Origin of the sequence: Rhodobacter aestuarii, from assembly GCF_900156655.1 — a bacterium.
Lineage (GTDB): Bacteria > Pseudomonadota > Alphaproteobacteria > Rhodobacterales > Rhodobacteraceae > Rhodobacter > Rhodobacter aestuarii.
Map to the genome: position 1 here is coordinate 23,912 of NZ_FTOG01000005.1, position 14,477 is coordinate 38,388.

The 14,477-nt window shown below is 60.8% G+C and carries 13 protein-coding genes; 7 read left to right on the forward strand and 6 right to left on the reverse strand.

Going from position 1 to position 14,477, the window contains the following annotated elements; all coding sequences use genetic code 11:
• Positions 1-66 precede the first annotated feature (66 nt).
• The 6 genes from BW967_RS08060 to BW967_RS08085 all read right to left on the reverse strand — a co-directional run bounded on the left by BW967_RS08060 (position 67) and on the right by BW967_RS08085 (position 8,371).
• The gene (locus BW967_RS08060) at positions 67-3,174 is read right to left on the reverse strand and encodes an efflux RND transporter permease subunit (RefSeq protein WP_076484560.1); all 3,108 of its coding nucleotides are present in this window, start codon (positions 3,172-3,174) and stop codon (positions 67-69) included.
• 4 nt (positions 3,175-3,178) lie between these two features.
• Entirely contained in the window at positions 3,179-4,369 is a 1,191-nt protein-coding gene (locus tag BW967_RS08065; RefSeq protein ID WP_076484561.1) for an efflux RND transporter periplasmic adaptor subunit, read from the reverse strand.
• A gap of 74 nt (positions 4,370-4,443) precedes the next feature.
• On the reverse strand, positions 4,444-5,973 hold the full coding sequence (locus BW967_RS08070; RefSeq protein ID WP_076484562.1) for an MDR family MFS transporter: 1,530 nt from the start codon (positions 5,971-5,973) through the stop codon (positions 4,444-4,446).
• A 52-nt stretch (positions 5,974-6,025) separates the two neighbouring features.
• Positions 6,026-6,586, reverse strand: coding sequence for an NADPH-dependent FMN reductase (locus BW967_RS08075; protein WP_076484563.1), 561 nt, complete (start codon positions 6,584-6,586; stop codon positions 6,026-6,028).
• A gap of 328 nt (positions 6,587-6,914) precedes the next feature.
• Positions 6,915-7,403, reverse strand: coding sequence for a hypothetical protein (locus tag BW967_RS08080; RefSeq protein WP_076484564.1), 489 nt, complete (start codon positions 7,401-7,403; stop codon positions 6,915-6,917).
• Positions 7,404-7,561: 158 nt separating this feature from the next.
• Positions 7,562-8,371: a response regulator gene (locus BW967_RS08085; RefSeq protein ID WP_076484565.1), complete on the reverse strand. Its 810-nt coding sequence runs from the start codon at positions 8,369-8,371 to the stop codon at positions 7,562-7,564.
• Positions 8,372-8,477: 106 nt separating this feature from the next.
• Here BW967_RS08085 and BW967_RS18690 point away from each other — a divergent pair, with 106 nt between their 5' ends.
• The 7 genes from BW967_RS18690 to BW967_RS08115 all read left to right on the forward strand — a co-directional run bounded on the left by BW967_RS18690 (position 8,478) and on the right by BW967_RS08115 (position 14,269).
• Positions 8,478-8,639, forward strand: a complete 162-nt coding sequence (locus BW967_RS18690; RefSeq protein WP_170952692.1) for a NepR family anti-sigma factor — start codon at positions 8,478-8,480, stop codon at positions 8,637-8,639.
• Complete coding sequence (locus BW967_RS08090; protein ID WP_076484566.1) at positions 8,636-9,208, forward strand: RNA polymerase sigma factor; 573 nt, start codon at positions 8,636-8,638, stop codon at positions 9,206-9,208. The genes BW967_RS18690 and BW967_RS08090 overlap by 4 nt, the downstream gene beginning before the upstream one ends.
• Entirely contained in the window at positions 9,205-10,995 is a 1,791-nt protein-coding gene (locus tag BW967_RS08095; RefSeq protein WP_076484567.1) for a sensor histidine kinase, read from the forward strand. The genes BW967_RS08090 and BW967_RS08095 overlap by 4 nt, the downstream gene beginning before the upstream one ends.
• 111 nt (positions 10,996-11,106) lie before the next feature.
• Complete coding sequence (locus BW967_RS08100) at positions 11,107-11,280, forward strand: DUF1328 domain-containing protein (protein WP_076484568.1); 174 nt, start codon at positions 11,107-11,109, stop codon at positions 11,278-11,280.
• A 201-nt stretch (positions 11,281-11,481) separates the two neighbouring features.
• Positions 11,482-11,949, forward strand: coding sequence for a DUF2852 domain-containing protein (locus tag BW967_RS08105; protein WP_076484569.1), 468 nt, complete (start codon positions 11,482-11,484; stop codon positions 11,947-11,949).
• A gap of 145 nt (positions 11,950-12,094) precedes the next feature.
• Positions 12,095-12,916 (forward strand): arginyltransferase, encoded by an 822-nt coding sequence (locus tag BW967_RS08110; protein WP_076484783.1) that lies wholly within the window; start codon positions 12,095-12,097, stop codon positions 12,914-12,916.
• A gap of 255 nt (positions 12,917-13,171) precedes the next feature.
• A complete protein-coding gene (locus BW967_RS08115; protein ID WP_076484570.1) occupies positions 13,172-14,269 on the forward strand; it encodes a TRAP transporter substrate-binding protein in 1,098 nt (365 codons plus the stop codon).
• Positions 14,270-14,477: the final 208 nt, after the last annotated feature.

Genomic DNA, 14,477 nt, shown 5'->3' on the forward strand with positions numbered 1-14,477 from the left:
TTGCGTTTTGGGCAAAAGGAGGGGGCCCGCACGCCCAAAGGTGGGGCCCCCTCCGGTTGTGGTGGGTCAGGCCTGTTCGCGCGACACCCGACCCGCCGCAGACATGATCAGCACATAAAGTGCGGGCACCATGAAAAGCCCGATGAAGGTGGAGGCGACCATGCCGCCGATCACCCCGATGCCAATCGCGTTTTGCGCGGCTGCCCCCGCGCCCGAGGCGGTGGCGAGTGGCAGCACCCCCAAGATGAAGGCCAGCGCCGTCATCAAAATGGGGCGCAGGCGCAACCGCGCGGCCTCGATTGCGGCGTCTTTGAGCGTGCTGCCTTGCTGGCGCAGGCTTTCGGCAAACTCGACGATCAAAATCGCGTTGCGCGCCGCCAAGCCGATGGTGGTGAGCATGCCGACCTTGAAGTAAACGTCATTCGACTGACCAAAGAGCCAAGCCGCAATGAGCGCGCCCAAAACACCGACGGGCACCGCCAGCATCACCGCAAAGGGAATGGTCCAGCTTTCGTAAAGCGCGGCAAGGGCAAGGAAGACGACCAAGACAGAGATCGCATAAAGCAGCGGGGCTTGGCTACCCGATTGCTGCTCTTGATAGCTGAGCCCTGTCCACGCGAGCCCATAGCCGCCATCCAGCCCTTCAACCAGGTCTTGCATGACCTCCATCGCCGTCCCAGTCGAAACGCCACTCGCCGCAGAGCCGGACACCGAAATTGCCGAGGTCGCATCAAACCGGCTCAGCGTCGGCGGCACCGGCTCCCAGCTTGTGGTGGCAAAGGCGGCAAAGGGCACCATCTCGCCCGAAGAATTGCGGGCATACCAATCAAAGATGTCTTCGGGCTGCATCCGGTAGGGGGCCTCAGCCTGCACGATCACCGGGCGCAGCGAGGAGCCAAGCACGAAGTCATTCACCTCATTGCCGGCAAACAGGGTCGAGAGCATCGCGTTCACTTCCGACAGGTTCAGCCCAAGGCTTTCCAGCTTTTGCTGATCCAGCGTCAGCCGCAGCGCGCTTTCGGTCTCGGTCCCATCCACGCGCACGGTGGTCAGGCGTGGGTCTTGGCCCGCGCGGGTTTCCAACTCTTTTGCCGCCGCTTGCAGGGACTCGGTGCCGCGCCCGGCTTGGTCGATCAGGTACAGGCTAAAGCCGCCGGTGTTGCCAAGGCCCCGGATTGCGGGAGGCTGCATCACAAAGACCCGCCCCGCGCGGATCGAGGAATAGGCCGCATTCGCCCGCCCGGCAATCGCGCTCGCGGTCAGGGTTGCATCGCCTGCGCGGGCGTCAAAGTCTTTCAGCTTCACAAAGACCATCGCGCGGTTTTGCCCCGAGCCACCAAAGCCAAAGCCAAGCGAAGCAAAGGTGCTTTCGACGCCATCCGCCTCGGTATTCAGAAGGTAGTCATTCACCCGGTCCAAAACGGCGCGGGTTTGTTGCGTGGTGGCCCCGTCATCAAGCTGGATGATCGTCATCAAAACGCCCTGATCCTCGGTCGGGATGAAGGACGATGTGAGCCGCTCATAAACCGCCCAAGCCCCACCCAGCACAAACAGAAGGGCGGCAAGCATCAGCACCGGGGCGCGCAGGCTTTGCCCCACGGCGCGGCCATAAAAGGCGGTGAAACGATCCAGCCCGCCATTGAACCAGCGCGCGGGTGCGAATTGCGGCTCGGCATCCCCCAATCGCAACAGCCGCGCCGACATCGGCGGCGACAGAATGATCGCGACAAGGAGCGAAAGCGCCATCGCGGTGACCATGGTGAGCGAAAACTGCCGATAAATCACGCCGGTGGAGCCCGGGAAAAACGCCATCGGCAGAAAGACCGCTGCCAGCACAACGTTAATGCCGACAAGGGCGGCGGTAATTTGCCCCATGCTTTTGGCGGTGGCCTCGGGCGCGCTGAGCCGTTCATCACGCATCAGCCGTTCGACGTTTTCCACCACAACAATCGCATCATCGACCAAAAGCCCGATCGCTAGCACCATGGCAAACATGGTCAGCGTGTTGATCGAATAGCCCGCCGCATAAAGCACCGCGAGCGTGCCCAGCAGCACCACCGGCACGGTGATCAACGGAATGAGCGTGGCACGCCAGCTTTGCAAGAAAACGATCAGCACCAGCACCACAAGGCCCACCGCTTCAAATAGCGTATGTTCCACCTGCTGGATTGAAAGCTCGACAAAGGGAGAGGTGTCATAGGCGATGCGGAACTCCAGCCCCGCAGGCAAGGCGGCGGAAAGGCGGTCCAGCGTTTCGCGTACGGCGGCGGAGGTATCGACCGCATTCGCCCCGGTTTCCAAGTTCACGCCAAAGCCCGAAGCTGCCGTGCCGCTAAAGAGGCTATCGCCACCATAGCTTTCTTGGCCAATCTCGACCTTGGCCACATCGGCAAGCCGCACCGTGTCGCCACCTTCTTCGGTTTTCAGCAGGATCTGCTCAAAATCCGCCACTGAGGTAAGCTGGCTTTGCGCGGTGATGGTGGCGGTGAATTGCTGGCCTTCCAAGGTGGGCTGGCTGCCCAGCGAGCCCACAGAAACGGTGGTGTTTTGTGCCTGCACCGCCGAGGTCACATCGGCGGGCGTGAGTTGAAACCGCACCAGCGCCAGCGGGTCGAGCCAAATCCGCATTGCGTAGCCCGAACCAAAGCTGTTCACCCCGCCCACGCCATCCGTGCGCTCAATCTGGCCCTCCACCTGCTCGGACATGATATCCCCGAGTTGCAGCGTGGAATATTGCCCGGTGGTGTCGACCAAGGCACCGATCATCAAAATATCGGAGGAAGAGCGCGAGACCGTCACGCCTTGGCTTTGCACCGAACTGGGCAGGCGGCTTTCCACCCGCGAAACCTTGGTCTGCACATCGTTTTGCGCATCGACCGGATCGACCGAGCCATCGAAGGTCAGCGTCACAGAAGAAGACCCCTCGCGCGAGGTGCTTTCCATATACAAAAGCCCGTCGAGCCCGGTCAGGCTTTCTTCAATCACCCGGGTCACGGAATTCAGCACCGCATCCGCTGTGGCGCCCGAATAGGTGGCCGAAATGCGCACCGTGGTGGGGGCGATATCAGGGTATTGCGCGACGGGCAGCCGGGTGTAAGAGGCCGCACCCGCCAGCATCATCATGATTGCCAGCACCCAAGCCAGAACGGGGCGTTTGAGGAAGAAGGTTCCCATCGGCTCAGTTCCCCGCAGCGGAGGTATCGGTGGCGGGGGCATCTTGCACCACGCCTTGCGCATCAATTGTCACCGGCACGGTGGTGATGGCGGACCCGTCTTGCAGATTGGTCAGCCCATCGAGGATCAATTGGTCCCCGGCTTTTACGCCATCGGTCACGACCCAAGCGTTTTGATAGCTGCCGTTTTCGGTAAGGGTACGTTTTTCGGCCTTGCCCGCCACGGCGACAAAGGCGCTGAGCGTGCCATCACTGCCGCGTGTGGTGGCGCGCTGCGGCACCAAAACGGCACGGGTGGTGCCGAGTGTCGTCTCCACGCGCAGAAATTGGCCGGGCAGAATTTTCCGTTCCGGGTTGTCAAATTGCAGGCGCATCTCGGTGGTGCCGGTGGTCGACGAAACCGTGGTCGAGGGCGAGACGAAGCTTCCCTTGCGATCATAGGTTTCGCCGGTTTCCAACGTGAGCGAGATATCGACTTGGTCGGCGCGCGTCAGCGTGCCCGCCTCCCACATGGCGCGGTGTTCCAGCATTTGACGGCTCGATTCCTTCACATCGACATAGATCGGGTCGAGCCGGGTCACGGTGGTCAGCGCATCGGCTTGGTTCGCGGTGACGATTGCGCCCACCGAGACCGTGGCCATATCTGGCACGCCGGAAATGGGCGAGGTGATCTGGGTGCGGTCAAAATTGAGTTGCGCCATGTCGCGATCTGCCTCGGCGGAGGAAAGCGTGGCCTCAGCCTGCGCCACAGCCACGCGCGCGGCTTCCACATCCTCGGTCGAGATTGAGGTGGTCTCGAGCTTTTTGTAGCGCGCATAGGTGGCTTTTGCAGCTTCGAGCGCGGCTTTTGCACCATCTACCGTTGCTTGAGCGGATTTGAGATCTGCCGCGTAAGTGTCTCCATCAATGGTGAAAAGTGGCGTTCCCGCACGCACTGGGCGGCCCGCTTGATAAAGGATTTCCGAAATGACCCCCGCGACACGCGGCCGAATGTCGACCTGTTCAAAGGCCACGGCACGACCGGGCAGGGTGACGGTATAGGGCACATCGCTTTGGCTGAGTTCGATCACCCCCACTTGGGTGCTGCGCGCGCCTTGTGGCCCCTCTTGCGCCAGCGCGGGCGTTGCGAAGGTCAGCGCCAGCGCGGCCAGAAGCGTGCGGTGCAGTGGGGCGGAGGGGCGGAACATCAAGGTCATGGCGGCTTTCGCAAAAGAGGGGACAGGAGCTAAACGCAGGCGCCGCAACTCTCCGTCGCTGCGGCGCAGAAGTATTAGGCGGCTTTCGCCTCGGGCGGGGGCAGTTCGGTGCCTTTGAGGCGGAGTGAGAGCAAAAGCGCGAGGCACATCACGCCACAGCCAATCATGAAGCTGCCGGCAATCGCTTGGCGAAAGGCTTCGGCCACTTGGGCTTGGGCGGCTTCGGGGAGTGTATGGATCACCTGCATCCCACCTGTGGCAATGGCGCTGGCATCGACGCCACCGAGCCCCGCGAGTTTGGCCGCGAGAAGGCTGGTCATCACGCCGCCCGAGACAGCAACGCCAAGCGCCCCACCGAGCGAGCGCAGGAAGGACATCGCCGCCGTGGCCACCCCAAGGGTGGCGCGCGGCACGGCGTTTTGCACGATCACGGTCGCGTTCGGCATGGCACTGCCCATGCCCGTGCCCAAGACCGCAAGTGCGCCCAATACCGGCACAACGCCTGCCTCTTCATGCGCAAGCGCTGCGAGAAGGCCAAGCCCTGCGGCCTCAAGAATGATGCCGCCCACCAAGAAGAGTTTCGGTTTGCCGATTTTCGCCGAAAGTCGCCCGCCCAAAACCGAACTGACCAGCATCATGGTGATTTGCGGCAGCATCACGAGGCCCGATTGCGCCGCGGTCATGCCCAAGACAAGTTGCAGATAAAGCGGCAAAAACACCATCGCACACATCATCGCGAAGGTCATCCCGCCGGTGGTCAGCGTGCCAATGGTGAAGGGGCCGTTTTTGAAAAGCGACAGGTCCACCATCGGCTCGGCGGCGCGCTTTTCTTGCCAGATGAAAAGCGCAAGCGCGATAAGCCCGCCACCCGCAAGCAATGCCGAGGTGGTGGAAATGCGCGGAAAGACCGAGCCCGCAAGCGAGAACAGCAGCAGCAAAGCGCCCGCCGCGAGGGTGAGCAAAATCGCCCCCAGCCAATCAATCTGGTGACTGCGTTTTTCAACGGGGGACAGTTTGAGGCCAATGACCAGCAAGGTGAGGGCAATCGCGCCCACGGGGATGTTGACGTAAAACACCCAGCGCCACGAAAGCGCGGTTGTGAGCCCGCCGCCAAGTAATGGCCCCGCCACCGAAGAAAAGGCGAATGCCCCGGTGAAAAGCCCCTGATAGCGTAGCCGCTCACGCGGGCCGACGACATCGGAAATGGTGGTTTGCGTGAGCGTCATCAGCCCGCCGCCGCCGATCCCTTGCAGCAGGCGAAAGGCGATCAGTTCTTCCAACGACTGCGCCAAGCCGCACAAAGCGGAGGCGGCGATGAAAAGCGTGATACAGCCCAAAAGCAAATTGCGCCGCCCGAACATATCGCCCAGCTTGCCAAAGATTGGCGTGGCGGTGGTGGAGGCGAGCATGAAGGCCGTGACCACCCAAGACAGATGCGCCATCCCGCCAAGTTCGCTCGCCACAGCAGGCAGCGCGGTGTTGACGATGCTTTGGTCCAGCGCGGCAAGCACCATCGCCAGCATCAGCCCGACCAAGATCACATGCAGATCGCGGCGGGAATGGTCGGGGGCAAAATCAGCGGGGGAGGTGGTCACGTCGGTCATCTTCAGGCCTCACAAAAGAAAGGCGGCGCCGGATGCGCCGCCCCGGATCGGCTTAGGCCGCAAGCTTGCCCACCCATGCGGCATAGGCGGTCATGATTTTGCTGAGATAGGCTTTTGTTTCATCGGTGTTCGGGGCGCCGGTTTGATCAAAGAGCGTGCCCAAATGGCCCACATAGGCCTCGGGCTGGGAAAGCGTCGGCACATCAAGCACCACGAGCGTGTCGCGCAGATGGTGGTTCGCGCCATAGCCGCCAAGCGCGCCGCCCGAACCAGAGACCACAAGCCCCGGTTTGCCGCCCCAGACATTGGAGCCATAGGGGCGCGAGCCGACATCCAGCGCGTTTTTTAACGCCGCCGGAAGGGCGCGGTTGTACTCGGGCGTGACAAACATCACCCCGTCAGCTTGGGTAATCTCGTTGCGAAGGCGCACCCAAGCGGCGGGCGGTGTCTCGGTATCCAGATCGGGGTTATAAAGCGGCAGGTCGCCAATTTCGATAAAGGTGAAGCGCAGGTTTTCCGGCGCGAGCTTGGTCAGCGCATTGGCGAGCGTCCGGGTCAGCGCGCCTTTGCGCAAGCTGCCCACAAGAACGGCGATTTCAAATGTTTGGCTCATCTTCTTATCCTTCGATTGGCCCGTGGTGGGCAAGGCGGGGGAGGCCGCCTGAAACTTGATGCTCCAGAGATACTGCGCATTTTGGCGCAATCAATGGCAAATGGGGTGAAGATATGTGCGTCAATGCGCAAGAGGGCGTGGAGATCCGCCGAGACTTTTTTGGGAACCGCGCGCCGGAAGCTTGAGCGCGCCCATATGCCTTGAAAAGACAAAGAAAAAAGCCCGGAGGTAAAGCATCCTCCGGGCTCACCCCCCGCGAGTGGGGCGCCACAGCGGGGCCCCAAGGTGCAGCCTTCCCACTGCACCCGGGAAGTCTTAGTGTGACAGATCATTCCAGACGTGCAACCACCTGATTGGCAAACGCATTCACCATGGCGACATAATAGGCGGGGCTGTCGAAATATGCGCCTTTCTTAAGCTTGCCGTCTTTGTCAAACGCATGCGCCGCCGAGGTGTTCACGGTGACGATGTAGCTGTCAAAGTCCGAGTTGTCGGTCTCTGAGGTGACATTGACTTGGCCCACCAGAACCGCCTCTTCGTCACTGGTGAGGGTCTGGAAGGTGTTTGCGAGCGCCAGCTCATCAATATCGACCGAGACCGTGGCTCCTTCCGGGGCCAGTTGCCCATCCGCAGCCAAGCGCGCGGCAATGGCTTCTTGCAGATCGGGCGCGATGCCACCCCAATAGGCCAGCGCTTCGGGATTGGCGATGGCGCTGAGGTCGGTTTCAACCTCGATTTGATGAACCGGCGTGGTGGCCAGCGCGGGACTTGCGATCAAAAGGGCGGCAGTCGTGGTGATAAGAGCCTTGCGGAACATCTTTCTCTCCTGTGCTGAGCCCGGCAGATGCGTGTCGGGCCTTCTGAGAAAGAAACGCGCAAAGATGTGCCTGCGTTCCACCTTTTCACGCGCGCTTGATCACAAAAGAAAACCCGCCGTGCGCGCGGCGGGTTTTAACGGCGTCATGTGGGGCGCGATTAGCCCGCAAGCGTCTCGGTCGAGGCAAAGAACATTGCTTGGCTGACGGCGGAGCGGACTTGTTCTTCCGAAAACGGCTTGGTGATCAGGAAGGCCGGTTCGGGCTTGTCGCCCGTCAGCAGACGCTCGGGGAAGGCGGTGATGAAAATCACCGGAACCTCGCCGATATCGGCCAAAATGTCATTCACCGCATCAATGCCCGAGGAGTTATCGGCCAGTTGAATATCCGACAAGATCAGATCGGGGCGGGTTTTCGCGGCAAGCGCCACGGCCTCGGCACGGGTGCGGGCGACCCCGGTCACCTCATGGCCAATGGTGGCGACGATGTCGCTCAGATCCATCGCGATGATCGCTTCATCTTCGATCACCATCACGCGACCGGTGACGGCGGCGGCCATCTCGTCATTGGCGGCGGTGATCAGCGTGGCGACCTCCTCCGCATCCATCTGCATGATCGCGCCGATTTCTTCGTGGGTGAAGCCTTCGATCGAATGCAAAAGCAGCGCCTCGCGCGAGTTTTTGGTGAGACCCGCCATCAGCGCTTGCGCGCGCGCAGCCAGGCCTTCGGTTTCTTCCCCGCCCGGCGCGCCTGCACTCGCCCAAACAAGGTGGAAGGCATGAAACAGCCCGACTTTGGGGCGCGAGGCGGCTTCGACCACCGAGGGGTCAACCAACAGGCTTTCCAAAGTCGCCACCGCGAAAGCATCGCCCGATTTTTGATTGCCGGTCAACGCACGCGCGTAGCGGCGCAGGTAGGGAAGCTCCCCAGCGATCGCTTGCGACAAATCGAGGGTGGCGGTTGAGCTCATGGTTTTTTCTCCCCAATGCGAGTTTTTCTGGGAACCGAACGCTGTGTGGGGGCGTTGGGTTCCCGAAGTTTGTCAGATACACCCAAAAAAACGAGCATGGCGCAAGATGAAAGAGGAAAATGCAAAGTCCGCGTTGCGGCGTGACATCGACGAGAACCTCAAGCGTGTCTATGAAGCCGCGCTTGAGCCGGAGATTCCCGACCGTTTCAAAGACCTTCTGGCGCAGTTGAAGGCGCAGCAAAGCCAAACCGAGGAGGGCACGAAGTGAGCGGTTCGGCCAAAGTTCCCGCCGATCCGCGCGATGAGCTGGCAACGCATATTCCCGCGTTGCGGGCCTTTGCGATTTCTCTCACCCGCAACACTTCCGAAGCCGATGACCTCGTGCAAGAGGCGATCCTGAAAGCTTGGAGCAACTTTGACAAGTTTCAGGTCGGCACGGATATGAAGGCTTGGCTTTTCACGATCTTGCGCAACACCTTTTATTCGGCACGCCGCAAAACGCGCCGCGAAGTGGCGGACCCCGATGGCATTCATGCCGGTTCGCTTTCGGTCCGCCCGGCGCATGATGGGCGCTTGGCCTTGGCAGATTTTACCCGCGCCTTTGACCAACTGTCTGATGAGCATCGCGAGGTGCTGATCTTGGTCGGTGCCAATGGCTATTCCTATGAACAAGCTGCGGGCATGATGGGCTGTGCGGTCGGCACGGCCAAAAGCCGCGCAAACCGGGCGCGGGCGCGGCTCGGCGAATTGCTCGGCCTTGAGGAGGGGGAGGATTTGCTGTCTTCGCCCGCCACCTTCCAGGCCGTTGCGGGCCCGAATGGTCCGCAGGCTGCATGAGCATCTGGCATAAATTCCGCACGCGCGCCGATGGCCTTGGCGCGCGTTTGATGCTGGGTATGGGGGTGGTTTTGCTGCCTCTTGCGCTTTTGTCTTTTGCGCAATCCATGGCGTCAAACCGCTTGGCCGAAAGCCGGATGCGCGCGGCCATTTTGGGCGAAACGCTGATGGCCGCCGGGCCGCAGATTGATTTGCTGATGCAAGCGCGCGGCACCGCGATGGCGATGGCCGCTGGCCTGCCGCAATGGATTGAAGATACCGACACTTGCTCGGCGCATATGCGCCATATCGTCGAAACCGCTCAGGAAGATTATTCCTTTGTCGGTTTTGTGCCGCTGGATGGGCAGATCATCTGCACCTCGGATGACAAACCTTTCGATGTGCAGGGCAACGCGTGGTTTAACGACATTCGGACCAATCCGCGGCCCCTGCTTTACGTGAACCGCGAAGGGCCGATCTCTGGCACCTCGATTTTGAATTTCTCTTTACCGGTGCGCGATGACGCAGGAGCGCTGCTTGGCTTTGCCTCGGTGTCGATGCCGCATGCAGGCTTTGAGACGCGCGGCATTGCCAATACCGTGGGGGGCGACCGTCCGCTCACGATTTTGACCTTTGATGCCAAGGGCGAGGTGCTGACCTCGACCACCGGGCTGGATGATGTCGCCCGTGCTTTGCCGTCGGATCGGCCCTTGGGGCAATTTGTGGGGCAGGGGGGCAATAGCTTTTTGGCGAAGGCCGCCGATGGCCGCCGTCGTGCTTTTGCCGTGGTGCCGCTTTCCGAGGGCAATCTTTACCTGCTCGCCTCGTGGCCCGCCGATACGCTGGATGACGAGGGGATGCTCTCGAATTGGCCGCCCTTTGCCTTTCCGTTCCTGATGTGGGCGGCGAGCCTTTTGGTCGCTTGGCTTGCGGCGGAAAGTCAGGTGCTGCGCCATGTGCGGGTGCTGCATGCCTCGATCACCTCTTTTGCGCGCGGCGATCGGCGCGTGCGCCATATTTCGATGGCGGGGGCGCCCTCTGAATTGCGCGATGTGGCGCGGGCGCATGAGCACATGACGGATTCTGTGCTGCGCGACGAGGCTTATTTGGAAAATGTGATCCACCAAAAAGAGGTGTTGCTGCGCGAAGTGCACCACCGGGTGAAGAACAACCTGCAACTCATCGCCTCAATCTTGAACATGCAATTGCGCCGCGCGAAATCGGAGGAGACCCGCGCCGCGATGAAAAACGTGCAAGAGCGGGTGCTGAGCCTCGCCACGATCCACCGCGAGCTTTATCTGACCTCGGGCCAGACCGACATTCGCGCGGATGAACTGTTGCCGCGGATTGCGCATCACATCCTCAAAATCGGCTCGACCCGCGAGCGGCGTTTTGACCTTGATCTGGAAGTGCAAGATATCCGTCTGGTGCCCGATCAAGCCGTGGCGTTGGCGCTTTTGCTGACCGAGGCACTTGATAACGTGCTCAAACATGCGTGGCGTGGCCAGCGCGGTGTGGCTGCTGTTCGGGTGGCATTTACGCGCCAAGACGATGGTTCTGCCTTGCTTGAGGTCGCCAATTCGCTCGCCCCCGAAGACGCACCGCAACTCACGGTGCCGCCAACGATGGTGCCGCCGTCTGATGGTTTTGGCACGCGTCTTTTGGCGGCCTTTGCCGCGCAATTGCAGGGCCGGATGGCGCGGGGCCGCGAAGGTGAGACTTATCGGTTGAGTTTGCGGTTCACGCCGACCGATCTGCAAGCGGCAGAAGAACGCCATTGCTGCGACGGCCCGCAAAGCGAGATTTGACGGTTTCGTGAGGTAAGGAACGTTCGGCCGTAATCGCGCGTTCTTTCCTTACAACGCCGCAAGATGTTGTGGCGCTTAAACCTAGATCCAGCTTCCGAAAGGAGACTTCTCATGCTTGGTTGGGCTGTGACCTTTCTCATCATCGCGCTGATTGCTGGCGCGCTCGGATTTGGCGGCATCGCGGGGGCTTCTGCCTCGATCGCGCAAGTGCTGTTTGTCCTGTTCTTGATCCTGTTCGTGATCGCCATGGTGGCGCGCGCGGTGCGGGGCCAACCGCCGACCTAATCGGTGGTGGTGATACGCAACACCCGAGGCGCGTGCGGCGCGCTTCAAAAGGGCCTTCCTGCGGGAGGGCCCTTTTTCTGTTGATCTTTCGCGGCATCCGCACGGATGTAAAAACTTTTTACATCGCCCCTTGATTGCGACGGATCTGTTTCCCATCTCCGTTCATGTGAAAGGAATTCACATCAGCCCCGGAGAAAGACAATGACTGCAACCACCTTCCATGCCCATGAGCGCCCCGGCGTGGTGACGCGTGCCCTGAATTGGCTTGACGAACGCGGGCCCATGAGCTGGGTCATCGTGATGATCGGGTCGTTCATCTTTGCTGGCCCGCTTGGCCTTCTGGTGCTTGGCTTCATCTTGATCACTGGCCGCTTCTCTGGCCGCAAATGCCGTTCGCTGCACGCGGGTTGCCCAAGCCGCTATGACCTGCGGATGCACTTCAAAGCGGCCCGTCCGACCGGCAATGCCGCGTTCGATGCCTATAAAGCCGATACGCTGGCGCGGCTTGAACGCGAGCAAGATGAGTTTGAAGCCTTCCTGCACCGCTTGCGCGAGGCCCGCGATAAGGCCGAATTCGACCAATATATGGAAGAGCGTGCGCGTGCCGCGGCGGCGGAGACCGCTTCTGCGGAAGGCGATGCCACCGAGGCTCCGCGCGGCCAATACTGACGCTGAAATGACAAAAGCTGACCAATCCCGCCTGAAAGGGCGGGGTTGTCGCGATTTCGTGACACGAAATCCTTGGCGTTGGGCGCAGGCTTTGTTAGCTTAAGGGCGCGTCGTCATGCATGCGGCGCGCAATTTCCCGAACGTGATGCGCCATTCACTCCCTCTTGCCCCGCAATTCTATGTGACCGCGCCGCAGCCTTGCCCTTATCTTGAGGGCCGGTCAGAGCGGAAATTGTTCACGGCTTTGCAAGGCGAAAGTGCGGAAAAGCTCAACAACGCACTCTCGCGCCAAGGCTTCCGTCGGTCGCAAAACGTGCTCTATCGCCCGTCTTGTGCGGATTGTTCGGCCTGTCTTTCGGCGCGCATTCGCGTTGAAGATTTCGTGCCGGGCCGCACCCAACGCCGGGTGCTGAACAAAAACGCCCATCTCAAGCGTACCGCTACCAGCCCTTGGGCCACGGAAGAACAATATACGCTGTTCCGGCGTTACCTCGATGCGCGCCACGCCGATGGTGGCATGGCCGATATGGATATTTTCGAATTCGCCGCGATGATCGAGGAAACGCCGGTGAAGACGCGGGTGATTGAATATCGCGATGGCCGTGTGACGGAATCGCCGCGCCCGCTGACGGCGGTGTGCCTGACCGATGTGCTCGATGATGGCGTGAGCATGGTCTATAGCTTCTATGACCCCGCGCTCGCCGATACGAGCCTTGGCACCTATTTGATCCTTGATCATGTCGCGCTCGCGCAGAAGGCAGGGCTTCCCTACGTCTACCTTGGCTATTGGGTGCCCGGGTCGCGCAAGATGGGTTACAAGGCCCGGTTTTCGGCTCTTGAGATTTTCAAGGGCGGGCGCTGGCAACCGATTGGCAACCCCGAAGATCACTCGGGCGAGACGCATCCGCTTTCGGTCGATCCGATTGCAGAGCAGGTCGCGCGAATCCAACTGCCGGATATGCGCTAAACGGCCTTTACCGGACCAAACCATCTCAAAATCGGCGGTCTATTCGCGGGCAAGTGCCTGAATGTGCGGCATTTTGGCTTAGAATCTTTCGTCACTTTGCGGCGCCTGGAACATCTGGTCATGTTTTCGGACCGATTTGCGCAATTTTCCTGCGCTGTCTCTGGACAGTCTCGCACCACAGTGCCAGTTTGGCGCCCGAACCAGCGCTCGGACCGGGTGCGGGGGGATAGACGGAAGCACACGGGAGGAGACCCTATGGATCGTCGTTCATTTTTGACCAAGGCCGCGCTGGGTGGCGCTGCTGCCACCACGCTGGCTACGCCTGCGCTTGCGCAATCGCTGCCGAAAATCACGTGGCGGATGACCTCGTCCTTCCCGAAATCGCTCGACACGATCTATGGCGGCGCCGAAGTGCTTTCGAAAATGGTTTCGGAAGCCTCTGATGGCAATTTCCAAATCCAAGTCTTCGCGGGCGGCGAAATCGTTCCCGGCCTGCAAGCGGCGGATGCCACGGCGGCGGGCACCGTCGAAGCCTGCCATACCGTGGGTTACTATTACTGGGGCAAAGACCCGACTTGGGCGCTTGGCGCGACCGTGCCGTTTGCGCTGTCCGCGCGTGGCATGAACGCCTGGCAATACCATGGCGGCGGCATCGACATGTACAACGAGTTCCTTGCCACCCAAGGCCTGATCGGCTTCCCGGGCGGCAACACCGGCGTGCAGATGGGCGGCTGGTTCCGCAAAGAAATCAACACCGTGCAAGACCTGCAAGGTCTGAAAATGCGTATCGGTGGCTTTGCTGGCAAGGTCATGGAAAAGCTCGGCCTCGTGCCGCAGCAAGTGGCTGGCGGCGACATCTATCCGTCGCTTGAAAAAGGCACGATCGACGCGGCGGAATGGGTCGGCCCCTATGATGACGAGAAGCTCGGCTTCTATAAAGTCGCGCCCTATTACTACTACCCCGGTTGGTGGGAAGGGGGCCCGACGGTCCACTTCATGTTCAACAAAGAGGCCTTTGAGGGTCTGCCGGCGGCCTATCAGTCGCTTCTGCGCACCGCGTGTCAGGCCGAAGACGCCGACATGCTGCAGAAATATGACTACAAGAACCCGAAAGCGCTGAAATCGCTGGTGGCCAATGGCGCGCAACTGCGCCCGTTCAGCCAAGAAATCCTGCAAGCCTGCTTCGACGCGGCGCAAGAGGTCTATGCGGAAATGACCGCCTCGAACCCGGGCTTCAAGAAAATCTATGACTCGATGACCGAGTTCCGCGCCGAGAACTATCTTTGGGCGCAGGTGGCGGAATACAACTACGACACCTTCATGATGATCCAGCAACGCAACGGCCGCCTGTAAGCCGGTTGTGTGCGAGAAGAAGAGCCCCGGGGAAACCCGGGGCTTTTTTGTTTGGGCGTTCGGTAAGCCCACATCCGCGGGTGTGATGCCGTGGGCAATCATGACGCAGATGATGCTTTGAAGCGTGAGGGAGGTTGTCGGACAAAGCGCGGTGGCGATACTGTTCCATGCAGGTTTTGAAAAGCGCGCGGCAGACGGTGTCTCGCGC

Coding starts and splice junctions, on each gene's coding strand:
- BW967_RS08060 (WP_076484560.1), bottom strand. CDS start 3,174: ATGGGAACCTTCTTCCTCAAACGCCCCGTTCTGGCTTGGGTGCTGGCA.
- BW967_RS08065 (WP_076484561.1), bottom strand. CDS start 4,369: ATGACCTTGATGTTCCGCCCCTCCGCCCCACTGCACCGCACGCTTCTG.
- BW967_RS08070 (WP_076484562.1), bottom strand. CDS start 5,973: ATGACCGACGTGACCACCTCCCCCGCTGATTTTGCCCCCGACCATTCC.
- BW967_RS08075 (WP_076484563.1), bottom strand. CDS start 6,586: ATGAGCCAAACATTTGAAATCGCCGTTCTTGTGGGCAGCTTGCGCAAA.
- BW967_RS08080 (WP_076484564.1), bottom strand. CDS start 7,403: ATGTTCCGCAAGGCTCTTATCACCACGACTGCCGCCCTTTTGATCGCA.
- BW967_RS08085 (WP_076484565.1), bottom strand. CDS start 8,371: ATGAGCTCAACCGCCACCCTCGATTTGTCGCAAGCGATCGCTGGGGAG.
- BW967_RS18690 (WP_170952692.1), top strand. CDS start 8,478: ATGAAAGAGGAAAATGCAAAGTCCGCGTTGCGGCGTGACATCGACGAG.
- BW967_RS08095 (WP_076484567.1), top strand. CDS start 9,205: ATGAGCATCTGGCATAAATTCCGCACGCGCGCCGATGGCCTTGGCGCG.
- BW967_RS08100 (WP_076484568.1), top strand. CDS start 11,107: ATGCTTGGTTGGGCTGTGACCTTTCTCATCATCGCGCTGATTGCTGGC.
- BW967_RS08105 (WP_076484569.1), top strand. CDS start 11,482: ATGACTGCAACCACCTTCCATGCCCATGAGCGCCCCGGCGTGGTGACG.
- BW967_RS08110 (WP_076484783.1), top strand. CDS start 12,095: ATGCGCCATTCACTCCCTCTTGCCCCGCAATTCTATGTGACCGCGCCG.
- BW967_RS08115 (WP_076484570.1), top strand. CDS start 13,172: ATGGATCGTCGTTCATTTTTGACCAAGGCCGCGCTGGGTGGCGCTGCT.